This is a genomic window from Rhizorhabdus sp. P4_G6 (genome assembly GCF_056401045.1).
In genome coordinates this window covers 201947-222418 of sequence record NZ_JBFUKC010000003.1, presented here as the reverse complement: position 1 = coordinate 222418, position 20472 = coordinate 201947, and the positions used below count along the sequence as shown (strand labels likewise).

Here is a 20472-nt window from a genome sequence, read left to right as displayed (position 1 = left end):
CCATGGTCAGCTTCGATCGCGAACTCCCCGCGAGCGGCCCGACCGTCCGCGGCTTCGCGGGGACGGCATTCCGCGTCGAGGACCGGATCGTGCCGGGGGGCCTTTGGCTGACCCCGGATGATGCGCGCGACTGGAATCCTCCTGCGCTGGAAGCGCTGACCGCCGCCGACGTCGCAGGCCTGCTGGCGATCGATCCGCCGCCCGAGTTCCTGCTGCTCGGCACCGGCCCGTCGATGCGCCGCCCCTCGCCCACCTTCGCCGCCGCGATCGAAGCGCTCGGCTTCGGCATCGAGGCGATGGACAGCCGTGCCGCCGCCCGCGCCTGGAATGTGCTGCGCGGCGAAGACCGCTGGGTGGTTGCGGCGCTGATGCCCCTGTAGAACCACCAGCGTCACCCGGGCTGGCGGCGCCTCTCCACCAACTGCTTCAGATGTGCGTAGAGCGCGTCGCCGTTGCGCTTCCAGGTGAAGCCCCGTGCCGCCTCCGCCACCTCGGCCTGTGACGCCGGATTCCCCAGCACCGCGGCAATGCCAGCGGCGACCGCCTCCGGTGTTCGTTCGACCAGGCGCCCTGCCGCCGGACCATCGACGAGCTCGCGCGCGCCTCCCACGTCGGTGATCACGATCGGCGTGCCGCAGGCGAGCGCCTCGACCCAGACATTGGCGAACCCTTCCGACGCCGACGGCAGCGCCATCACGTCTGCTGCAGCCAGCAAGCCCGGCAGCTGGGCGTGCGGAAGCGCCCCGAGCAGCCGGACGCGATCCTGAAGGCCGCAGGCGGTGATCTGCGCGCCCAGCGCATCACGATCGGGACCACGCCCGGCAATGAACAGGCTCACATCCGGCAGAGCGCGCAGCGCCTCGATCACCAGCGCCTGCCCCTTGAGCGGAATGAGATTGCCGACCGTCACCACGAGCGGTCCCTCCACACCCAACCGCGCTTTGGCGGTCACGCGATCCTGAATGCGGAACATCGCTTGATCGACACCGGTATGGTGGACGCTGATCCTGTCGCCCGGCAATCCCATGGCGATCATATCCTCGCGCAGCGCCGCCGACACTGCCAGCATCCCGTCAGCCGCCTGCCCGGCCGCGACGATCTTGCCGCGGCAGCCCGGCATATGACCCCACAGGTGAATGTCGCTGCCCCGCGCCTTGATCGAGACCGGTACGCCATAGCGCCGACCGAGCCGCACCGCCGCCGGTCCATCCGGATAGAAGAATTGCGTGTCGATCACGTCGAACGCGAATTCCTCCCTCAGCGCGTCGAGCACCGGGAGAAGGCCCCACCACAGGCTCCATGGATTGATTCGTCCACCGATCAGGGGCAGCGCAGGAAAGCTAGGCCGGCGCACGTCCAATCCATCCCACTCCTCGCGCAGCGGCAGCGCCGCCAGCGCGCGATAGGCCGGATGGCGCCGCGCCAGGGCGGTCGGCGGCATTGCCAGCGGCGCCACGACTTTCACCTCGACATCCGGGTGCGCAGCCAGAGCGCGGGTCTGCCGCTCGACGAATCCTCCAAAGCCGGGACGGGTGTGATCCGGGAATAAGGTCGATAATGTCAGCACGCGCAGCATCGGATCATCTTAGCCGCTTGGCGCCGCGGCGCACCCCCTGTTCGCGGCCATTGCGGCGGTGGCGATTGGGCCCTAAAGAAACCGCCTATGCTGCGTAAAGCCACCCGTCCGATCGCCTTGATGATCGCTGCCGCCCTTGTTGCTCCACTGGCCGGCTGCGCCACCAGCAAGAACAAGGGCGATACCAAATATGTCGCCCGGGATGTCGACACGCTCTACAATGCGGCCAAGGAACGGCTCGACCGCCGTCAGTACAAGCTGGCGGCCGCCTTGTTCGACGAGGTGGAGCGGCAGCATCCCTATTCGGTCTGGGCTCGCCGCGCACAGCTGATGAGTGCCTTTTCCTACTATCTGGCCCGCCAGTACACCGAATCGATCGGCTCCGCGCAGCGCTTCGTTGCGATCCATCCGGGCAACCGCGACGCGCCCTATGCGCTCTATCTGATCGCCATAGATTATTATGAGCAGATCCAGGACGTCACCCGCGATCAGAAGCTGACCCAGCAGGCGCTCGACGCGATGAATGAGCTGATCCGCCGCTACCCCGAATCGCGTTACGCCGCCGATGCGCGGGTAAAGACCGATCTGATCAAGGATCATCTTGCCGGCAAGGAAATGGAAATCGGCCGCTTCTATCAGCGGCGTGGCGACTGGCTGGCCTCGGTCATTCGTTTCCGCACCGTGATCGACCAATATGACACGACCAGCCACGCCCCGGAGGCGCTGATGCGGCTGACCGAAAGCTATCTGGAGCTGGGCATCCCGGTCGAGGCCGAACGCGCTGCCGCGGTGCTGGGTACGAACTACCCCGGCAGCAAATGGTATGAGCATGCCTATCAGCTCATCCGCAAGAAGGGCGCGGCATAGGTCGTTAGGGGCTTCTCCAGCCACGCCGTCATCCCAGCGAAAGCTGGGATCTCGTTTTTTCTTGCTCGTACAGGGGGCTCAAAGGCAGCGAGATCCCGGCTTTCGCTGGGATGACTGTCTTCAGGTCGCCGCGCTCAAGGTTCACCGGGGAGCCCCTCGGCGGGTTGACGACGTGAACCTGAAGCCTCCTTTCAACAAAAGCCTAACCGCGTCTCGACGTTTCGTTAACCACCTCAGCTCTATACCGATTCCACCGGCAGAACCGGCTTTCGTCTTAGGGCATTCGCAAATCAGATGACGCGCGCAGCTTCCAGTCTTTCGGGTGACGAGGTCGCCGCGCTGATGGATGAGCTCAGCGATATCTCGTTCGACCAGGCCGACGCTGCGGAAGCGCCGCTCGCCCTGCAGCCGCAGGCCGTTGAGTCTTTCGCGCTCGGCCAGCGCAAGGATCGGCCGATTGCCCAGCTTGCGCACCTGGAGCGCACCAACGAGCGGATAGCCCGACGACTGCGCGACGTGATAGAGCCGATCGCCCAGGCCCGCGCCAAGGTCGACGCCATCCCGCTGGAGACGCGCCGCTTCGACGAGTGGCAGCGCAACCAGACCGATTATATGAGCCTGAGCCTCTTTCGCGTCCGCCCCGTCAAAGGGATGATGATGATCGCGATCGATCCGGCGTTCATCACCAACATGGTGGATGCCTTCTATGGCGGCACCGGTAGCGGCCTCGCCGCCAAGGGCGGCGAGTTCACCCCTTCGGAGCAACGGCTCCAGAAACGCCTGATCACTGCCATTGCCGATGTGCTCACCAGGAGCTGGGGCGAAACCCATCCGCTGCAGTTCGAGTTCGCCACCCACGAGACCAACGCCGACTTCGCGAACATGGTGCGTCCCGACGAAGCCGTCGTCGCGCAGAGCTTCACGATCAAGGCCGGCATGTCCCGCTCGACCCGCATCGAGATCCTTTATCCGCTCGCGATGCTCCAGCCGATCGAGGATGCGATCGCGTCGCGATCCCAGGCCGGTGCCGGCGGCGACGACCACGAATGGAAGAACAAGCTACTCGGCGCGCTCGATAATGTGGCGCTTCCGGTGCGGTCGGTGCTGGCTCGCCCCGAAATGACGGTGGCCCAGCTGCTGGCGCTCAAGCCGGGCGATGTCATACCGATCACGCTGTCGCAGACCGTGCCGCTGCTCGTCGGCAACCGCCGCTTTGCCGAAGGTACCATCGGCGAGCAGGAAGGCCGCGCGGCCATGATGATAGAGAATCTCAACAAGGGTCTATTGAAATGAGCGATATGTCCGACGTTCCCGCTGTCCCGGGCGATCTGTCGAGCCGCGCCAATTACCGGCTGCTCGCAGATATCCCACTGCGGCTCTCGGTCGAGGTCGGCAGCACCTCGTTGCGTCTCGCCGAGCTGATGGATCTGAACTCGGGAAGCGTGGTCGAGCTCGATCGCCAGTCCAACGAGCTTCTCGACATCATGGTGAACGGCACGCTCGTCGCAAAGGGCGAGGTAGTGACAGTCAACGGAAAATTCGGAATAAGGGTGGTCGACGTGGTCGCTGCCGATGCGCGGCTGTCGGGGATAGAACGCCGCCAATGATGCTTCGCCAATGATGATAGACTATTTGTTGAAACTGTTCCTGCTGGTCCCCCTCGTCGGTGGACTGGCATACGGATCATTGTGGCTGTGGCGGAAGGTCCAGCCGGGCATCGCCATCGGCAACAGGCAGCGATCGCTCAAGATCGTCGACGCAATTCCGATGGGCGCCACCGGCCGATTGGCCGTGGTCGAGTTCGCCAACCGCCATATCCTGGTTTCCGTCTCGCGCGGCCGGATCGAAAAGCTGGCTGAAGCACCCGCCGATGGCGTGTTCGTGCTGCCGGACGAGGACGTTTAGGCCTTACACGCCCACCGTCATGCTGAAACGAGTTCAGCATTACGGCTCCCAGCTGATTAGCCGCTACGCCCGCACTTCCAGTCCGGTGCTGTTGCGGTGAAGCGCCGCCAGCACCGTGGCCACGATCGACTCGGCATCAAGTCCGGCATCGGCATATTGTTTCTCGGGCTTGTCATGCTCCTGGAAGACGTCGGGCAGGCGCAGCGTTCTGAGTTTCAGTCCGTTGTCGATCAGGCCGAGGTCCGACGCGAGTGTCAGCACATGCGCGCCGAGGCCGCCGATCGCGCCTTCCTCGACAGTCACCGCCACTTCGTGACTGGTCAGCAGCTGCCGGATCATCACCTCGTCGAGCGGCTTGGCGAAGCGCAGGTCGGCCACGCTGGTCGACAGGCCAAGCGCCTCGAGTTGGTCGGCCGCGCGCAGCGCCTCGCCGAGCCGCGTACCAAGCGATAGGATCGCGACGGTCTTGCCTTCGCGCACCAGCCTGCCCTTGCCGATCTCCAGCCGTTCGGGAACCGCCGGCAAGGCCGCGCCGACGCCGTTGCCGCGCGGGTAGCGCAGCGCGATCGGCCCGCTGTCATGGAGCGCGGCGGTATGCACCATGTGACAGAGCTCGGCCTCGTCCGCCGCCGCCATCACCACGAAATTGGGCAGGGTCGCCAGATAGGTGATGTCGAAGCTGCCGGCATGGGTCGACCCATCGGCACCGACCAGTCCCGCACGGTCGATCGCGAAGCGGACGGGCAGGTTCTGGATCGCGACATCATGGACGACCTGGTCATAGGCGCGCTGCAGGAAGGTCGAATAGATAGCGCAGAACGGGCGATAGCCTTGCGCGGCCAGGCCGGCGGCAAAGGTGACCGCATGCTGCTCGGCAATGCCCACATCGAAGCTGCGCGCTGGATAGGCGGCGCCGAACTTGTCTAGTCCGGTGCCCGACGGCATCGCCGCGGTGATCGCGCAGATCGTCTCGTCGCGGGCAGCCTCACGAATCAGAGCGTCGGCGAAAACCGCCGTATAGCTGGGCGGACCAGGCGGCGACTTGGCTTGCTCGCCCGAGACCACGTCGAACTTCTGAACGCCGTGATATTTGTCGGCGGCCGCCTCGGCCGGGGCATAGCCCTTGCCCTTCTTGGTCACGGCGTGAATCAGGATTGGGCCATGATCGCTGTCGCGAACATTTTCGAACACCGGCAGCAAGTGGTCGAGATTATGCCCATCGACAGGGCCGACATAATAGAAGCCCAGCTCCTCGAACAAGGTGCCGCCGGTGGCCATGCCGCGGGCATATTCCTCGGACCGCTTGGCGAAGTCATGGAGCGGGCGCGGCAGCTTCTGGGCCACCCGCTTGGCAAGGCTGCGCATCGACAGGAACGGGCGCGACGAGACGATCTTGGCAAGATAGGCCGATAGCGCGCCGACCGGCGGCGCGATCGACATGTCGTTGTCGTTGAGGATGACGATCAGCCGATTGCCGGCCTGCTTGGCGTTATTCATCGCCTCATAGGCCATGCCCGCGGACATGGCGCCGTCGCCGATTACCGCGATGGCACGACCCGATGTGCCGGACAGCTTGTTGGCCACCGCGAAACCCAGCGCCGCGGAGATCGACGTGGAACTGTGCGCCGCCCCGAACGGATCATATTCGCTTTCGGAGCGCTTGGTGAAGCCGGACAGGCCATCCGGCTGGCGCAGGGTGCGGATGCGATCGCGCCGGCCGGTCAATATCTTGTGCGGATAGGCCTGGTGGCCGACATCCCAGATCAGAACATCGCGCGGCGTATCGAACACATAATGCAGCGCGACCGTCAACTCTACCACGCCGAGCCCGGCCCCCAGATGTCCGCCGGTTACCGAAACCGCCGAGATCATCTCGCGGCGCAGTTCGTCCGCGAGTTGGGTGAGCTGGCTAGGCTTGAGCTTCCTCAGGTCGGCGGGGGTGCTGACACTATCAAGCAACGGGGTCACGGGACGGTCGGTCATCCTGCTCGCCTTAACGTCATTGCCGGACCGTAGCTAGCGGAGATACGTCAGGCGGGGTCGCCTTCGGAACATTCCGCACAGCTTCCGCGCACCTCTATTACCGGGCGCAGCCGCGAAAATCCGGCCTTCTCGGCCGAGCGCCGCACCGCACTGGACAGGCCGTCGTCGTCCAGATGACTCACCCGCCCGCAGGCATCACAGACCAGGAAAATGCAATCATGCTCGCAGTCGGGATGGGCGTTGGCGATATAGGCATTGGCGCTTTCCACCCGGCGGGCGAGGTTGGCCGCAACRAACACATCAAGGATACGATAGACGCTGTTGGCGGCAACGCGGCGGCCGCTCGACCGCGAAACGGTCTCGGCCAGGTCATAAGCGGAAGCCGGGCGTTCCGCCGCGCTCAGGGCCGCGAATATCGCCGCACGCATCGGCGTCCACTGCTCGCCTGCCCGCTCGAACGCGCGTCGCGCCGCGTCGGCAAGCGACTCGCCCTTGTGCGTGCGGTGATCATGTGCAGTGGCCATGCCGGCAATTTAGGGCTTACCGCACCAAACGGCAATGATGGTGAACCCGACCGATCAACCCGTCAGCTATGGGCACGGCCATTGAGCAGATGCGCCGTGGCGACACCGCAGACGCCGAGCATCGTGAGGCCCGCTTCCAGAAGCCCATGCGGCACGCTCAGGGCGGTTGCCATCAACGCGATTCCCGCCGTTCCCAGGATCATCGGCACGCGCCGCCGGTGCTGCAGGTAGCCGCGGCCGAGGCCCGCGATCGCCAACACGATGGCCAGGGCCAGCCCCATCTCATGGATCGCCGGATGGAGCAGGGCACCGCCTGCGGTAGCGAGCATGGTGACAAGGACGACGCTCGCCGCACAGTGAGCAAGACACAGCGCCGACACGCCGATGGCGAGGCGGTCGAACAAGTCACGTGCGGGAGCAAAGCGGATCACGATTCTTCCTCTCGACAGGCCGAATGGCACGATCGGTCCAAAGATACAATATATCATTTCGAACGCGCGATCCGGCGTGCCCAGCCTCCCGCATGAGGCGGATCAGCGCGGTGCCTTAGGCAAGGCGCCGATGTCCCCCGGTTCGTTGATGTTGGGCAGCGGCGGCCAGTCGACCGCAGCGGCGGCCACCGATGCGGCCCACGCCCTGACGGCATGTTTGCGGTCTTCGCTCAGGAAGACGTCGAGTTGCGATGCGAGGGCGGCCGGCCAATAGCCGATGACGGGCAGCCCGGCGACATAGCAGGGACCAGGCGACATGCTGAGCCGCTCGAGCAACACCGCCGGTAGCAGCGGGGTGTCGCAGCCGACGCACAGCACGGCGGCGAACCCCTGCGCCGCGGCATGATGGAGCGCGGCATTGAGGCCTGCCAGCGGCCCCATACCAGCCTCCGGCCGGTCTGGTATCGCGAGCGCGCCGCCATAGGCCCGGCCGCAGAGCACCACGTCATCGACCAGCGGCCGCAGAGCATCGAGCGCATGCTGGACCAGCGGCTTGCCCTGCCACAGCGCCTCGGCCTTGTCCGTCCCGAAGCGGCTCGATCGCCCACCGGCGAGGACAGCGCCGAGCAGGCGCCGGCTCACGACACCACCAGCATCGCATCTGACCGGGCCAGCACGACCAGTCGCAGTTCAGCCTCGCGGGCACGCTCCATCGCCAGCGCCGTCGGTGCGGAGACCGTAACCAGGGTCGGACATCCGGCCAGCACTGCCTTCTCCACCAGTTCGAACGAGCAGCGCGACGAGAGCAGCGCAAAACCGCCATTCCACGCAATGCCCGAGCGCAGCATCGCTCCGATCACCTTGTCGAACGCATTGTGCCGACCAACATCTTCGCGGACCAGGACAATCCGCCCATCGCGGTCGCACAGCGCCGCGGCGTGGACGCCCCCGGTTTCGGCGTTCAGGGGCTGGTGGTCGGCGAGCGCAGCGAGCGCGGCGAATATCGCGGCAGCGGCCGGCGGCTGCCCTGCTTCGAGCCGCGGCAACGGGCGCAGCGCCTGTTCCAGATTCTCGATACCGCAGAGGCCGCACGACGATTCCGAGACGCGATGCCGCACGCGGTCGGCGGCGAGGCCGACGCGAGACTCCGAGAGCGTGATCCTGACCAGCACGCCGCGCTCGACGGGATGGATATCGACATCGAGGATATCGCCGGGCGCCTCGATCAGACGTTCGGAGCAGCTGAAGCCAAAGGCGAGGTCGTCGAGATCGGACGGGCTCGCCATCAGCACTGCATAGCCCAGGCCATTATACTCTATCGCCACCGGCGTCTCGTCCGCGACCGGCCGATCTACGCCCGAGGCTGCCCCCGTTGCCGCTATCCGGACGAACGGCCGTTGGCGCGCCGCCCGCAACGTCATGTCTCGATCGGGAGGTGCGGTCACGGCGTCATCATGTCCCAGCGCCGCAATATGACGGCATCAGGGTTGCATGTAGATCAGCCGCTTATCGGCGTCACTCGCCATTCTGCGGGCGCGGACGCTTCATTTCATTCGCACCAGATCAGTACTGCAACGGACCGGTTGTGCCGGCCTCCGCCAGCTGCAGTGCCCGATCGTCGGCGCGATCGGCCGCGACGGCGGCGATAACCGCGAGCATATCGGTATCGAGCTTCAGCCCGAAATTTATGCAGCCTTCGGCGCCTGCACAGGCGTAGCCCAGGTGTAGACCTATCGGTTGACCGCCCCTTGCCGAGTAATAAGGCGCTCCGGACGAACCGGAGTCCGAATCGACCGAACTCGCGAATAGCCGGGACGGATCGGAGATGCGTATCTCGTTGGGGCCGTAGCGTGCCATGCCGAAGGGGAACGGCCGCGCTTCGCCGGCGCTCCTCCGCGCGAGGCGGTCCGCTGCGCTGATGGGGAAGGACAGCAACAGCACGGCAGTCGGGGTTCCACGGCCTCCTGCGGCGATAGCCGGGACGAGGCCCACCGCCATCGCGCGGTCGAGTTTCAGCACGGCGAAGTCATGGGCGCTGTCGTCGCGATAGCGCTCTTGTTGCCATGGCGAACGGGCATAACGGATGCGCGCGGCCTGCCGGACGGTGCCGTCGGCCTCATACAGCCGGAACACGCACCCGCGCGGATCGATGGCATTGTCGCGGGAATAGAACAGGTGCGCCGCCGTCATCACGGTGTCGGCGGATCCGACGATCCAACCCGTGGCCTCTTCCACCGAGGCCCGGCCGTCGCCGGCGCGGCATGTCAAGCGCCCTACCCCATCGGATGCCGCGGCTTTCGCGGATGCCGAAAGCCGCCCGAGGTGCATGGCTACCACAGGTTCGGCCAATAGCAGCGGAAGCGTCAGCAGGACCAGCAGCGACAACAATTTCCGATACGGCAACGCCAATACATTGCACGACAATCGAACAACAGGCATCTTCGAACCCTGCAGTCACGATCTCCGGGCAGATATACGTACCCATTCAATCGATATATGAAGCAAAATTGCTCACCACATCTACCGTCCAAGCTATAATACATCATAAACGTCGGGATAATATTCGGATATTTAAGGTTAATCTTAGATTTACTGAACAACTATACTTCCTGTTTATTATATCATCCACTGACGCCAGGGCCGACGACGCACGCAACTGCAAGTCGCGCGCGCTCACTCAGGTCCAGCCAGCGCCATCCGAGTGGTTGGCGCGGCTATATGAAACTCCTCTGGACAAAGCCTTGGCTAGGGCGGCAAACCAGCGCCGGGAAGGCTCGCACCGGGGGCAGCCTTCAGGGGACCAGGGACGAAGGAGAGGCACGGCAAGATGAACCGACCGCTCCGCCCGCTATCATGACCGAACTGAAGCCCATCTCGGCCGGCAGCGCTGCGCCACCGCCCGGACGGTCCTCGGCACGCGCGCTGTTCTGGCGGCTCGTCTGGCTATACCAGGGCGGCTGCACGACCGCGATCATCATCACCCTCGCGCTGGTGCTGTTCGGGCTCGAATTCACCCTGCGGCAGTGGATCATCATGCTGGTGATGATGCCGATCGTCGTGGCGATCTATAATCTCAGCGATGTCTATCTGATCGTCCGTCATTTCCGCCCGGTCGACACGGCGCTGCGCGCACTGGACAGCGGCGCGAAGCCACCGCCCGACGTCGTCGCCCAAGCGGTGGTGCGCGCGCTCAACCTGCCCTTTTATTCCTTCCTGCGCGTCACCTTCCTGCACGGACCGCTGGTCACGATGCTGGTGTGCATCGTGCTGCCGCTGGGCAATCTGGTCGTCGGTGCCGGCTACCAGATGTGGCAGGTGACGGTGTTCGCCGCGACCACCTTGTTCTTCGCCTCGCCGACCCATGCGATCTTCGAATATTTCGGCGTAAGCCGAACGCTCGTCCCAACCATCATCCGGCTGTCGCAGGCGCTCGAGGGCGGCCTGCCCCCTGAATATCAACGCCAGCTGGTCGCGATCCGGCTGAAGAGCAAGCTGCTCTACCTGACGATCTTTGTCGCGGCGCTGCCGCTCATTTTCTTCGCCGCGTCGATCATCTTCAAGGTCCAGCGGATGTTCGTGCAGCAGGGCATCGAACCCAGCGTGTCGATGATGATGCCCTTCTATGTCTGGATCACGGGCGTCGTCTGCATCTGCATGCTGGGCTCGGTGATGATGGCCCTGCTCACCGCGCACGAGGTGTCGCGCTCCGCAAGCCAGCTGATCGACGGAATGCGACTGGTCGAGCGCGGCGAGCTCGACCAGGTCAAGCTCGAGGTGGTTTCGACCGACGAATATGCCGACATCTTCCGGGGCTTCCAGCATATGCTCGAAGCATTGCGCGAGGAGCAGCTCATCCTGGAGATGAGCAATGATTTGGCCGGCGAGTTACAGCTCGAGATCCTCATCGCGCGGATAATGCGCGCGACCACCGAGTTGCTCAACGCCGAACGATCGAGCCTGTTCGTCTACGACCGCAAGACCGATGAACTCTTCTCGCTGTTCGCGGAGGGCGACCTCATCCGGGAGATCCGCCTGCCGTCGAACCGCGGCATCGCCGGCGCCGTCTTCACCAGCGGGGTGGCGGAGAATATCGCCGACCCCTATGCCGATCCGCGCTTCAATCCGGAGGTCGACCGCTCGACCGGCTTCACCACCCGTTCGATCCTGTGCCAGCCGATCTTCGACAAGCATGGCGGCCGGATCGGGGTCACGCAGATCCTCAACAAGCGCGACGGCTCGGGCTTCTCGCAGAAGGACGAGGCCCGGCTGCGCGCCTTCTCGGCGCAAATCGCGGTTTGCCTCGAGAATGCCCGGCTGTTCGACGACGTGCTCTATATGAAGAACTACAATGAGAGCATCCTGAAGAGCACCTCCAACGCCGTCATCACCTTCGACGAGGATACGCGGATCGTCACCAGCAACGAAGCCGCGCGCAAGCTGATGAACGCCGCGGACGGACTGATCGGCACCAGCGCCCGCGATGCATTCTCAGGCAAGAACGCCTGGATCGCCGAGCGGCTGGAGCGCACCGATCGCGACCGCGAAGCCTATCTGGCGGTCGATGCCGAACTGGTCGGCAGCGACGGCAACTCCGCTTCGATCAATCTCACTGCCGCACCGCTGCTGGACGCGAACGATGCGGTGATCGGATCGATGCTGGTGATGGAGGACATCACCAGCGAGAAGCGCGTCCGTTCGACCATGGCGCGCTATATGTCGAAGGAAGTCGCGGATCAGCTGCTGGAGGCGGGCGAGAGCGAACTGATCGGCAAGGACCAGACCGTCTCCATCCTGTTCTCCGACGTGCGCGGCTTCACCACCATCGCCGAAGCCATCGGCGCGCGCGAGACGGTGGCGATGCTGAACAGCTACTTCACCGAAATGGTCGACGTCATATTCGAGCATAAGGGCATACTCGACAAATATATCGGCGACGCCATCATGGCGCTGTTCGGCGCGCCCTTCGCAGGCCCGAACGACGCGGACAATGCGATCGCCACGGCGAACAAGATGCTCATCGAGCTGGCGTCGCTCAATCTCAAGCGCAGCTCGATGGGCGAGAAACCGATCGACATCGGACTCGGCATCAGCACCGGCGATGTGATCGTCGGCAACATCGGCTCCATCAAGCGCATGGAATATACCGTGATCGGCGACAGCGTGAACCTGGCTTCGCGGCTGGAGGGCGCCAACAAAGTCTATGGCTCGAAGATCTTGTTTTCGGAATTCACTCACGCGCGGCTCGCTTCGCCCAGCTTGACCCGCGAGATCGATCTGATCCGCGTGAAGGGCAAGGACTTCCCCGTCGGCGTGCATGAATCGCTCGGCTACCGTGCGGCCGAGGTCGACAGGGGCCTGGGCGCGATGCTCGAACATTATGCGACGGGGTTCACTGCGTATCGCGCTATGCAATGGGGGGATGCCGAGCAGGCATTCCTGAAGGCGCTGCAGGCGATGCCGGGCGATGGTCCGTCGGCCATGTATGTGGAACGATGCCGTGCGTTCGGGCAGACGCCACCAGGCGCGGACTGGGATGGCGTGTGGACGCTGACGTCCAAATAGAAGCCGCGCTCGGCCGGCCGGGCAGCTTCACCCGGCCGGCCTGACTATCGCGCTACTCCGGCAGTCCGAAATTCTTGGGCCTGCCGAAGTCGGCCGCGCCGCCCTGGGCGCCCATTCCGCCCTGATGGCTGGCATCGGCATCATCGACCGCGCTCGCCATGGCACGGCGCCGGCGTATCTCCAGCCGCTGCTCTTCGGTGAGGTTTGCGTCATCCACGCCGTTCTCGGCGGGCCCGCCAGCAGCGGCTCCGGCTTCGGACGGGCGGTTCGCCAGATTGTCATCTGCCATTATCTTTCTCCTTCGCGTCAAAAACGAAGGGCGCCGCGCGCTGTTCCTTGGATGCGCTGGCGGCTTGCAGTCGTTCGTGTTTCGTTCTATTCCGAATCATGCCTCAACGTGCCGGCAGTGCCGATCTTCCCCTGCATGGTGGACGCGTGCCGGCCTGGCTGGGCCAGCGCATGGCCCGGCTTGGCGCAGTGATGGCCCAGGCCATCGTACACCATTATGGCCGCGACGAGTTCCTGCGTCGCCTGGCCAACCCTTTCTGGTTCCAGTCGTTCGGCGCGGTGATGGGGATGGATTGGCATTCCTCAGGCATCACCACCAGCGTGATCGGCGCGCTGAAGCGCGGGCTGGAGCCATTGCGCGGCGAACTTGGCCTGCATGTCTGCGGCGGGCGCGGAAAACAGAGCCGACGCACCCCTGCGGAACTGCTGCTGGCCGGCACGCAGGGCGGCTTCGACGGTGCGGCGCTGGCGCGCACCAGCAAGCTCGTTGCCAAGGTCGACAGCGCGGCGGTTCAGGACGGCTTCGATCTTTATCTTCATGGCTTCGTTGTCGCCAACGACGGCGCATGGGTCGTGGTTCAGCAAGGCATGAACGACGCGACCCGTCGCGCCAGGCGGTATCACTGGCTATCCGAAGGGCTGGAGAGCTTCGTCGACGCGCCGCATGCCGCGATCGAGGGACGCGGCGGCGGGGAAATCGTCAACCTTGCCGATCGTCGTGCGGCGGTGTCGCGGGCGACGCAACTCGATCTGCTTGGGAGCATGGGTCCCGATGGGATCGCCAGGGAAGCAGCCATCCTGCGTCGCGAGAACCGATGTCCCGCCGCCAGCGCCGAGCCGCTACTGCCGCAACTGATCCTGCCCGATCATCATGATGTGCGGGCGGAGGATGTCGTGATCCGGCGGCTGCACGGCGCGCTCGCCGCCGCGGCCGAGGCCGGGCCGCGGGACTTTACCGAGTTACTGCTCGTGCCAGGCATCGGCGCCCGCACTGTCCGCTCGCTGGCGCTGGTCGCCGAGATCCTCCATGGTGCGCCGTGCCGCTTCACTGATCCGGCGCGTTTCTCGCTCGCGCACGGCGGCAAGGATCGCCATCCCTTCCCGGTGCCGATCAGGGTCTATGACAAGACGATCGGCGTTCTCAAATCGGCGGTCGAGGCGGCAAAGCTCGGCCAGGACGAGAAGCTCGGCGCGATCCGCAGGCTGGACGCCCAGGCACGCGCGCTCGAGGCGACCGCGCATGGCCCATCCTTTGAGGCGTTCCTCGCCCAGGAACGGCGCCAGTCGCACGCGCTCGGCGGCCGATCGGTATTCGGCTGGGAGCCGGCCACACGTGACCGGAAGACGGCCCTCTGAGCCAGCGGCAAGGCTGCGATTTCTCCTGCCTGGCATCCCGGCGTGGCTGAGAACCGTTTCGGGGGCCACCGCAAAGAGTGCGCTTACCGCTGCACCTGCGCCCAGGCGATCTGCGCCAGCTCGGGAAAGACACGCGCACGTTCTGCCGCCTGGGCCGAAGCCGCCGTGCCGCGGATCACGCGCCCCTTGATGCCGTGGAAGATCGCGGCGATGCGGAAGAAATTGAAGGCGGTGTAGAAATGGTATCCGGGGATCGAAACTCGTCCGGTCCGCGCGCAGTAGGCGGCGATATAGTCTTCCTCGCTTGGCAGGTTCAGCGCCGCCAGATCGGCACCGCCCAGGCCAGCCACGATGTGCGGCGGCATGTGGTACATCATTGCGTTGTAGGCGAAGTCGGCGAGCGGATGCCCCAGGGTGGACAGTTCCCAGTCGAGCACCGCCAGCACCCGCGGCTCGGTCGGATGGAAGATCATATTGTCGATACGAAAATCGCCGTGGACGATGCTTGTCTCTTCGCCTGGCGGGATGTTCGCCGGCAGCCACTCGATCAGCTTGTCCATGTTCGGATCGCGACCTGCCTCGCCGTCCTCGAGATACTGGCGCGACCATCGGCCGATCTGCCGCTCGAAATAATTGCCCGGATTGCCATAGTTGCCCAGTCCCACCGCGGCATAGTCGACGCTGTGGAGCGCGGCGATGGTCGCGTTCATCGCGTCGAAGTAGGCCGGACGTTCCGCGCGAGGCACTTCTGGCAGGCTCGCGTCCCAGAACACCCGCCCTTCGACCATGTCCATCACGTAGAACCATGTGCCGATGACGGCATCATCGGTGCACAGACCATAGACATGCGCGACCGGGAAATCGGCCCTTTCCAACCCGGCGAGCACCGCCGCCTCGCGCTCGACGGCATGTGCACCCTTCAGGATCTGCCCGGGCGGCTTGCGGCGCAGCACATAGGCCTTGGCGGGCGTCACCAGCTTGTAGGTCGGGTTGGACTGCCCACCCTTGAACTGCTCGACGCTCAGCGGCCCCTGGAAGCCCGGGACGTTGTCGGCCATCCAGCGCACGAGGCTCGCCTCGTCGAAGGCGAAACCCTCGCGAACCGCTGTAGTCCCGCTATTCTCGTCCTGGCTGGTGCTCATTGCGCGTGCGCCTTGGCATGTTCGCGCTTGATCGCCTTGGCGAGCGACCATTTGTGCACCTCGGTCGGACCGTCATAGATGCGGAAGGCGCGGATCTCGCGAAAGATCTGCTCGACGACCGTATCGCCGGAGACCCCGGTGCCGCCCATCACCTGGATGCAGCGATCGGCGATGCGATAGAGCGCCTCCGACACCGCGACCTTGGCCATCGAGCTTTCGATCGTGCCCAGCGAGCCGCCATCGAGCACGCCGGCGCACCAGTCGATCATCAGTTCGGCCTGTTTGAGCTCGATCCGGTTCTCGGCGAGCATGAAGCCGACTCCTTCATGGTCGATCAGCTTCTTGCCGAACGCCTCGCGGCGGCAGACATAATCGGTGGCGATCTCCTGCGCGCGGATACAGCAGCCCAGCCAGCGCATGCAGTGCGACAGTCGCGCCGGCGACAGCCGGATCTGGGCATATTTGAAACCCTCGCCGCTGCGTCCCAGCATCTGCCCTGCCGGCACACGCAGGTTGTCGATCGTAACCACCGCGTGGCCGCCCGGCATCGAGCTGTCGATCGTGTCGAGCAGCCGCTCGATGCGGATTGCGGGATCCGGCAGGTCGACGACGAACATGCACGCTCCGCCGGTGCCATCCGTGGCTTCGGATTTCGCCATGACGATGCCCACCTTTGCACCTTGTGCACCGGTGATGAAGGCCTTGCGACCATTGACGATCCAATGGTCGCCCTCGAGCCGGCAGGTCGTCTTCATCATCGACGGGTCCGAACCGGCCCCACCATCCGACGCGGGTTCCGTCATGAAAAACGCCGACCGGCCCTCGCCCGATACCAGCGTATCGAGGAACTGCGCCTTGAGTTCGGGCGATCCGATCTTGCCGATGAGGTACATATTACCCTCGTCCGGCGCCATGGTGTTGACCGCGACAGGCCCGAGCGGCGAAAGGCCGGACTTGATGAGCACGATCGCGGTCTCGCGCTGGGTGAGGTGCGATCCGTCGCCCAGAATATGCGGCGTCATCACGCCGGCCACGCGCGCCTTGGCGCGCATTTCCCGCACGAGATCCTCGGATGGGCCATGCGCTCCCGCGCGCGGGTCATTTTCATAGGGAATGATGACGTCCCGCACAAAGGTCTCGACCTTGGAGGCGATGGCAAGAGCGCGTTCGGTCACCGTGTTTTCCTTATCAAAGCGAGCTGAGCAGATGGCCGCCGTCGGCAACGATCACCGATCCGGTCATGTAGGTGGAAGCGTCGGAGGCGAGCAGCAGCAGCGGCCCGTCCAGTTCGGACAATTCGCCGGTCCGGCGCTGTGGAATGCGTTTGAGCATCGCCTTGCCGCCGTCCGTTTCCCACACCCCCTTGTTGATGTCGGTGGAGATGTAACCAGGGCAGATCGCATTGACCCTTATTCCGTGACGGGCGAGTTCGAGCGCCGCAGCCTTGGTCATCTGGACCACTGCGGCCTTCGAAATCGCATAGGTGGCGAGGTGCGTACCCTGGCGCAGAGCCAGGATGGAGGCGATGTTGATGATCGAACCTCCGCTGCCCCGCGCTATCATCCCGCGCGCTACGGCTTGGGTCAGCAGGAACATGCCCTTGGCGTTGGTGTCCATCGCCGCGTCCCAATCCGCCTCCTCCTGCGCGAGAAAAGGCTTTTCGATCGCGATGCCCGCATTGTTGACGAGAATGTCGGCGCTGGCGAGCAGCGGCTCGACTGCGGTGATGCTGGCTGCGCTCGACACGTCGAGCGAAGCGGTGCTGCAGCGACCGCCGGCCGATCGGATTTCCTCCGCCACCTTCGCGAGCGCCCCCTCCCGTCGCGCGGCGACGATCACCTCGGCACCAGCACGGGCCAGCACGCCTGCAAAATGCGCCCCTAGCCCTGCCGAAGCGCCGGTCACGAACGCCACTTTGCCCTCTAGGTTCAACAAGTCCGTCATTTCACCTGCTACGCTATCGATTTCCATCGACTATAGAACAATATTGTGGAACAATCAATCCGACGATGTCCAACGATCCGACCCTCGACGACAGCAACTGGTCCGGCGCCGAGCCGGCGGGCACCGCCCGTCGGGTCTATCTGGGCATTCTCCAGGATCTGGAATTGGGCCGGCTGGTGCCGGGCCAGCGCCTGGCTGAAACGGACCTGTCCAGCCGTTTCGCCGTCGGTCGGAATGCCGTGCGCGAAGCGATGCAGCATCTCGCAGCGCGCGGCGTCGTCGATCTCAGTCCGAACCGCTCGCCGGCGATTCGCCAACTGGACTTGCCCGAAAGCTTGGAAGTGCTGGACGTAGCAGAGGCGCTGACGCGGCTCGCCGCGCGCACCGCCGCCATCGGTTACGGTCCCGAGCATGCCACGCCGCTTCAGGCGGCAATCGACGGCTTGATCGGAGCCGCAGCGGATGAGCCGGCGGTTTTCAGCGCCGCACGCCGGAACTTCTACCGTACCCTGCTGCTGATCGGCGGCAATCGCGAACTACAGCGGCTGTTCCCCGCAATAGGCGTTCACATCATCCACGCGCAATTCCCATCGGCCAAGCTTCGCGGTATCCGCATCGCCGACTATCGCGCGATCGCCGCCGCCGTTGCGGCCAGCGATGCCGCAGCGGCGGAAGATGCCGCAGTCGCCCATGTCGACGCAGTGCGCGCGGTGGTGCGGGAGTTGGCTACCGGACGGCGCTAAATCTTGATCGGTCCGGCTGGATGGCCTGAACCGTGAATCAAGGTCTAACCCATATACGAGGGCCTGATTCACGCTTCGGGGTGGACGCGCGTAGCGCTTCCACCTTAAACAATCAGGCTCCAGGCGAGAAGCCGGTTGCAGCGGCAACGGCGACAGACCATAGATCCCGCATGCGGGGGCACATCACTTCATTGCTGGCGGTGGGAATCGCGCTCGCGCCAGCCATGGCTCGTGCCGAAACATCTCTCGACTCAGAAGCCGAGGCGCGGGCAAAGGCCGCGGACTCGGCCGCGCCGATAACGATTTCCTATAATCTGGCCATCGTGTCAGACTATCGTTTCCGCGGCCTCAGCCTCACTAATCGCGATCCCGCCGTGCAAGGCGGTGTTGATGTCGCATCCAGCTCGGGGTTCTTCGCTGGCGCCTGGGCATCGAACATAGCCGACTATGGCGGTTCCAAGGTCGAGATCGACGTCTATGGCGGCTATGGCGGGGAAGTGGCAGGGCTCAGCTACTCGGCCGGCGCTTATGCCTATCTCTATCCAGGCGGCAACGACGCGAATTATATCGAATTGCAGTCGACGCTTGCAAAGACAATCGGCCCGGTGACGACGACACTCACGCTGGCCTACACGCCCGACCAGTCGAACACGACGCGCGACAATTTCTACGCTGCGCTCGGTGCGGATGTAGCGATCGGCAGCCTGCCGCTGACGGCCTCCTTCGCCATTGGTCGCGAAAATGGCGGCTATGACGAAAAGTGGGACTGGTCGGCAGGCCTGACCTGGAAGCTCGACCTGCTCGAAATCTCGGCCTTCTATGTCGACAGCAACTACAAGGGCGCGCTCGAAGCCGGCCATAATGGCGGGGCTGGTGCCATCCTCTCGGCGAAGGCCACCTTCTAGGGGAGCTTGCGAGCCATGGTCAGGCCGTTCCTTTCGGTCGACATGGCCGGGTCCACCCAGTTCAAGGCGCGGTTCACCGATGGTGGCAGCTGGCTGAACACCTTCTTCACCAATTTCCCGCTGATGCTGGCCGGTCAGATCGGCTTCGCTTTCCTTGTCCGAGATTGAGCAGGCGATCGGCGATATGCGCCTTTATCTGCGCAAGATGCACGGGGGTGCAACGGCCGCGATTGACGCTCGGCGCCGCAGAATAGCAGCTTGCAGGAGCCCATTACAGGAGCAGGCAATGCTGGCGCTACTATCGGTGAAATACTCCATCGATCTTATTGGACTAAAGTATAATAGTGGTTTCTACCTATATACTAAAGTATAACCCCCCTTTTCGGCCGAGATTCATATTAAATTATGACTTTCCGCCCATTTAAGTGAGACCAGCTTATGCAGCCTTCCCGCATAAAGTGGCGATAATGACAGGGTAACGTGGGAATTCGTCGACATGGCATCAATCAACGTCCTAATTGTCGACGATTCCCTCGTTATTCGCGCCATGATGACTGGCGTTCTCGAAAAGGATAAAGAAGTAACTGTAGTTGGGGCGGCATCCTCCGCCTCCGAAGCGGCACGAATATTGTCCGAGACGATTGTTGATGTTGTAACTCTGGACATAGAAATGCCCGGTACGAGTGGCTTAGAGTATCTTCAAGTGCTTACCAAGAAACGGATCCCCGTAGTGATGCTGTCAGGGCACACTGCGGACGGATCCGGTGTGCGAGAGGAGGCCCTCGGACGAGGCGCCTTTGCTTGCTTCGATAAAGCGAACGCGGTTCGCGATGCTGGCCAACTTTTGAAGCTCATCAAGGAGGCGGCACAACATAGGCCTTCACCCGCGGACCCCGAGCATCACGCCAATAGCCAACAGACCGTAGCCAGTTCGGCTCTGGTCGAGCGCTTGATCGCAGAGCATGGCGACGGCCTCGTCAAGCTGATCGCCGAGCGGGTGGGGTTTGCGACGCTGCAGGGCGATACGGCGGAAATAGCCAAGTGGGTCGGCATTTCGCGAAGGGTGGACGAGGCATTGAAGAACTCGGCAAGACCGGACGGCAAGGTCGGTACGCCCCAATCGCTGTATTCCCCCATCCTCGGATCGGCATGACCCTCCGCCGGAACAACTCCGGCTTGTCGAGGCGTCAGACCTCGTCCTGATCTCCATGGCCCCAACCGATCCCTTCACCGCGGCACCAATCCG

22 protein-coding genes are annotated in these 20472 nt (G+C 64.1%); 11 read left to right on the top strand and 11 right to left on the bottom strand.

Annotated features, from left to right (window positions below; all coding sequences use genetic code 11):
• The first annotated feature begins 2 nt into the window (after window positions 1-2).
• The gene (locus AC1DPF_RS05190; protein WP_477870997.1) at window positions 3-380 is read left to right on the top strand and encodes an MTH938/NDUFAF3 family protein; all 378 of its coding nucleotides are present in this window, start codon (window positions 3-5) and stop codon (window positions 378-380) included.
• Window positions 381-391: 11 nt separating this feature from the next.
• Here AC1DPF_RS05190 and AC1DPF_RS05185 read toward each other — a convergent pair whose 3' ends face one another.
• On the bottom strand, window positions 392-1576 hold the full coding sequence (locus AC1DPF_RS05185; RefSeq protein WP_477960067.1) for a glycosyltransferase: 1185 nt from the start codon (window positions 1574-1576) through the stop codon (window positions 392-394).
• Between the two features lie 87 nt (window positions 1577-1663).
• Here AC1DPF_RS05185 and AC1DPF_RS05180 point away from each other — a divergent pair, with 87 nt between their 5' ends.
• The 4 genes from AC1DPF_RS05180 to AC1DPF_RS05165 all read left to right on the top strand — a co-directional run bounded on the left by AC1DPF_RS05180 (window position 1664) and on the right by AC1DPF_RS05165 (window position 4348).
• On the top strand, window positions 1664-2443 hold the full coding sequence (locus AC1DPF_RS05180; RefSeq protein ID WP_477871000.1) for an outer membrane protein assembly factor BamD: 780 nt from the start codon (window positions 1664-1666) through the stop codon (window positions 2441-2443).
• 294 nt (window positions 2444-2737) lie between these two features.
• Entirely contained in the window at window positions 2738-3736 is a 999-nt protein-coding gene (locus tag AC1DPF_RS05175; RefSeq protein WP_477960065.1) for a flagellar motor switch protein FliM, read from the top strand.
• The gene (fliN, locus tag AC1DPF_RS05170) at window positions 3733-4050 is read left to right on the top strand and encodes a flagellar motor switch protein FliN (protein WP_340317100.1); all 318 of its coding nucleotides are present in this window, start codon (window positions 3733-3735) and stop codon (window positions 4048-4050) included. Before AC1DPF_RS05175 ends, fliN begins: the two co-directional genes overlap by 4 nt.
• A gap of 10 nt (window positions 4051-4060) precedes the next feature.
• Window positions 4061-4348 (top strand): FliO/MopB family protein, encoded by a 288-nt coding sequence (locus AC1DPF_RS05165; protein ID WP_477871004.1) that lies wholly within the window; start codon window positions 4061-4063, stop codon window positions 4346-4348.
• A gap of 63 nt (window positions 4349-4411) precedes the next feature.
• Here the strand turns inward: AC1DPF_RS05165 and dxs are convergent, their stop codons facing one another.
• From dxs to AC1DPF_RS05135, 6 genes are all read right to left on the bottom strand, one after another.
• Window positions 4412-6331, bottom strand: coding sequence for a 1-deoxy-D-xylulose-5-phosphate synthase (dxs, locus tag AC1DPF_RS05160; protein ID WP_477871006.1), 1920 nt, complete (start codon window positions 6329-6331; stop codon window positions 4412-4414).
• Window positions 6332-6378: 47 nt separating this feature from the next.
• Window positions 6379-6855 carry a Fur family transcriptional regulator gene (locus AC1DPF_RS05155; RefSeq protein ID WP_477871008.1) on the bottom strand — a complete coding sequence of 159 codons (477 nt, stop codon included), beginning with the start codon at window positions 6853-6855 and terminating at the stop codon, window positions 6379-6381.
• Between the two features lie 62 nt (window positions 6856-6917).
• On the bottom strand, window positions 6918-7286 hold the full coding sequence (locus tag AC1DPF_RS05150; RefSeq protein ID WP_477960064.1) for a MerC domain-containing protein: 369 nt from the start codon (window positions 7284-7286) through the stop codon (window positions 6918-6920).
• Between the two features lie 102 nt (window positions 7287-7388).
• Window positions 7389-7928, bottom strand: coding sequence for a molybdenum cofactor guanylyltransferase (gene mobA / locus AC1DPF_RS05145; RefSeq protein WP_477871012.1), 540 nt, complete (start codon window positions 7926-7928; stop codon window positions 7389-7391).
• Window positions 7925-8707 (bottom strand): formate dehydrogenase accessory sulfurtransferase FdhD, encoded by a 783-nt coding sequence (gene fdhD, locus AC1DPF_RS05140; RefSeq protein WP_477871410.1) that lies wholly within the window; start codon window positions 8705-8707, stop codon window positions 7925-7927. Before fdhD ends, mobA begins: the two co-directional genes overlap by 4 nt.
• A 142-nt stretch (window positions 8708-8849) precedes the next feature.
• Entirely contained in the window at window positions 8850-9521 is a 672-nt protein-coding gene (locus tag AC1DPF_RS05135; protein WP_477960062.1) for a trypsin-like peptidase domain-containing protein, read from the bottom strand.
• A 618-nt stretch (window positions 9522-10139) separates the two neighbouring features.
• Between AC1DPF_RS05135 and AC1DPF_RS05130 the strand changes: the two genes are divergently transcribed.
• Window positions 10140-12848 carry an adenylate/guanylate cyclase domain-containing protein gene (locus AC1DPF_RS05130; RefSeq protein ID WP_477871016.1) on the top strand — a complete coding sequence of 903 codons (2709 nt, stop codon included), beginning with the start codon at window positions 10140-10142 and terminating at the stop codon, window positions 12846-12848.
• A gap of 52 nt (window positions 12849-12900) precedes the next feature.
• On the opposite strand, the gene AC1DPF_RS05125 is transcribed toward AC1DPF_RS05130, so the two are convergent.
• Window positions 12901-13137, bottom strand: a complete 237-nt coding sequence (locus tag AC1DPF_RS05125) for a hypothetical protein (RefSeq protein ID WP_477871018.1) — start codon at window positions 13135-13137, stop codon at window positions 12901-12903.
• A gap of 98 nt (window positions 13138-13235) precedes the next feature.
• Here AC1DPF_RS05125 and AC1DPF_RS05120 point away from each other — a divergent pair, with 98 nt between their 5' ends.
• Window positions 13236-14492, top strand: coding sequence for a DUF763 domain-containing protein (locus tag AC1DPF_RS05120; protein ID WP_477871020.1), 1257 nt, complete (start codon window positions 13236-13238; stop codon window positions 14490-14492).
• Window positions 14493-14575: 83 nt separating this feature from the next.
• Here AC1DPF_RS05120 and AC1DPF_RS05115 read toward each other — a convergent pair whose 3' ends face one another.
• The 3 genes from AC1DPF_RS05115 to AC1DPF_RS05105 are packed head-to-tail and all read right to left on the bottom strand — an operon-like array spanning window position 14576 to window position 17578.
• Window positions 14576-15634 carry a phosphotransferase gene (locus AC1DPF_RS05115; protein ID WP_477960060.1) on the bottom strand — a complete coding sequence of 353 codons (1059 nt, stop codon included), beginning with the start codon at window positions 15632-15634 and terminating at the stop codon, window positions 14576-14578.
• Window positions 15631-16809, bottom strand: a complete 1179-nt coding sequence (locus AC1DPF_RS05110; protein WP_477871024.1) for an acyl-CoA dehydrogenase family protein — start codon at window positions 16807-16809, stop codon at window positions 15631-15633. Before AC1DPF_RS05110 ends, AC1DPF_RS05115 begins: the two co-directional genes overlap by 4 nt.
• Window positions 16810-16822: 13 nt before the next feature.
• Window positions 16823-17578 (bottom strand): SDR family NAD(P)-dependent oxidoreductase, encoded by a 756-nt coding sequence (locus AC1DPF_RS05105; protein ID WP_477960058.1) that lies wholly within the window; start codon window positions 17576-17578, stop codon window positions 16823-16825.
• Window positions 17579-17643: 65 nt separating this feature from the next.
• Between AC1DPF_RS05105 and AC1DPF_RS05100 the strand changes: the two genes are divergently transcribed.
• The 4 genes from AC1DPF_RS05100 to AC1DPF_RS05085 all read left to right on the top strand — a co-directional run bounded on the left by AC1DPF_RS05100 (window position 17644) and on the right by AC1DPF_RS05085 (window position 20379).
• Complete coding sequence (locus tag AC1DPF_RS05100) at window positions 17644-18321, top strand: GntR family transcriptional regulator (RefSeq protein WP_477871028.1); 678 nt, start codon at window positions 17644-17646, stop codon at window positions 18319-18321.
• 170 nt (window positions 18322-18491) lie between these two features.
• Window positions 18492-19226 carry a TorF family putative porin gene (locus AC1DPF_RS05095; RefSeq protein WP_477871030.1) on the top strand — a complete coding sequence of 245 codons (735 nt, stop codon included), beginning with the start codon at window positions 18492-18494 and terminating at the stop codon, window positions 19224-19226.
• Window positions 19227-19241: 15 nt separating this feature from the next.
• Entirely contained in the window at window positions 19242-19394 is a 153-nt protein-coding gene (locus AC1DPF_RS05090; RefSeq protein ID WP_477871032.1) for a hypothetical protein, read from the top strand.
• A 328-nt stretch (window positions 19395-19722) separates the two neighbouring features.
• Window positions 19723-20379: a response regulator gene (locus AC1DPF_RS05085; RefSeq protein ID WP_477871034.1), complete on the top strand. Its 657-nt coding sequence runs from the start codon at window positions 19723-19725 to the stop codon at window positions 20377-20379.
• The last annotated feature ends 93 nt before the right edge of the window (window positions 20380-20472 follow it).

Excerpts from the sequence above, each read along its gene's own strand:
- AC1DPF_RS05180 (WP_477871000.1), top strand. The coding sequence starts at position 1,664 with ATGCTGCGTAAAGCCACCCGTCCGATCGCCTTGATGATCGCTGCCGCC.
- AC1DPF_RS05190 (WP_477870997.1), top strand. The coding sequence starts at position 3 with ATGGTCAGCTTCGATCGCGAACTCCCCGCGAGCGGCCCGACCGTCCGC.
- fdhD (WP_477871410.1), bottom strand. The coding sequence starts at position 8,707 with ATGACGTTGCGGGCGGCGCGCCAACGGCCGTTCGTCCGGATAGCGGCA.
- AC1DPF_RS05130 (WP_477871016.1), top strand. The coding sequence starts at position 10,140 with ATGACCGAACTGAAGCCCATCTCGGCCGGCAGCGCTGCGCCACCGCCC.
- AC1DPF_RS05105 (WP_477960058.1), bottom strand. The coding sequence starts at position 17,578 with ATGACGGACTTGTTGAACCTAGAGGGCAAAGTGGCGTTCGTGACCGGC.
- fliN (WP_340317100.1), top strand. The coding sequence starts at position 3,733 with ATGAGCGATATGTCCGACGTTCCCGCTGTCCCGGGCGATCTGTCGAGC.
- AC1DPF_RS05115 (WP_477960060.1), bottom strand. The coding sequence starts at position 15,634 with ATGAGCACCAGCCAGGACGAGAATAGCGGGACTACAGCGGTTCGCGAG.
- AC1DPF_RS05175 (WP_477960065.1), top strand. The coding sequence starts at position 2,738 with ATGACGCGCGCAGCTTCCAGTCTTTCGGGTGACGAGGTCGCCGCGCTG.
- AC1DPF_RS05100 (WP_477871028.1), top strand. The coding sequence starts at position 17,644 with ATGTCCAACGATCCGACCCTCGACGACAGCAACTGGTCCGGCGCCGAG.
- AC1DPF_RS05120 (WP_477871020.1), top strand. The coding sequence starts at position 13,236 with ATGCCTCAACGTGCCGGCAGTGCCGATCTTCCCCTGCATGGTGGACGC.
- AC1DPF_RS05185 (WP_477960067.1), bottom strand. The coding sequence starts at position 1,576 with ATGCTGCGCGTGCTGACATTATCGACCTTATTCCCGGATCACACCCGT.
- dxs (WP_477871006.1), bottom strand. The coding sequence starts at position 6,331 with ATGACCGACCGTCCCGTGACCCCGTTGCTTGATAGTGTCAGCACCCCC.
- AC1DPF_RS05090 (WP_477871032.1), top strand. The coding sequence starts at position 19,242 with ATGGTCAGGCCGTTCCTTTCGGTCGACATGGCCGGGTCCACCCAGTTC.
- AC1DPF_RS05095 (WP_477871030.1), top strand. The coding sequence starts at position 18,492 with ATGCGGGGGCACATCACTTCATTGCTGGCGGTGGGAATCGCGCTCGCG.
- AC1DPF_RS05165 (WP_477871004.1), top strand. The coding sequence starts at position 4,061 with ATGATGATAGACTATTTGTTGAAACTGTTCCTGCTGGTCCCCCTCGTC.
- AC1DPF_RS05125 (WP_477871018.1), bottom strand. The coding sequence starts at position 13,137 with ATGGCAGATGACAATCTGGCGAACCGCCCGTCCGAAGCCGGAGCCGCT.
- AC1DPF_RS05085 (WP_477871034.1), top strand. The coding sequence starts at position 19,723 with ATGGCATCAATCAACGTCCTAATTGTCGACGATTCCCTCGTTATTCGC.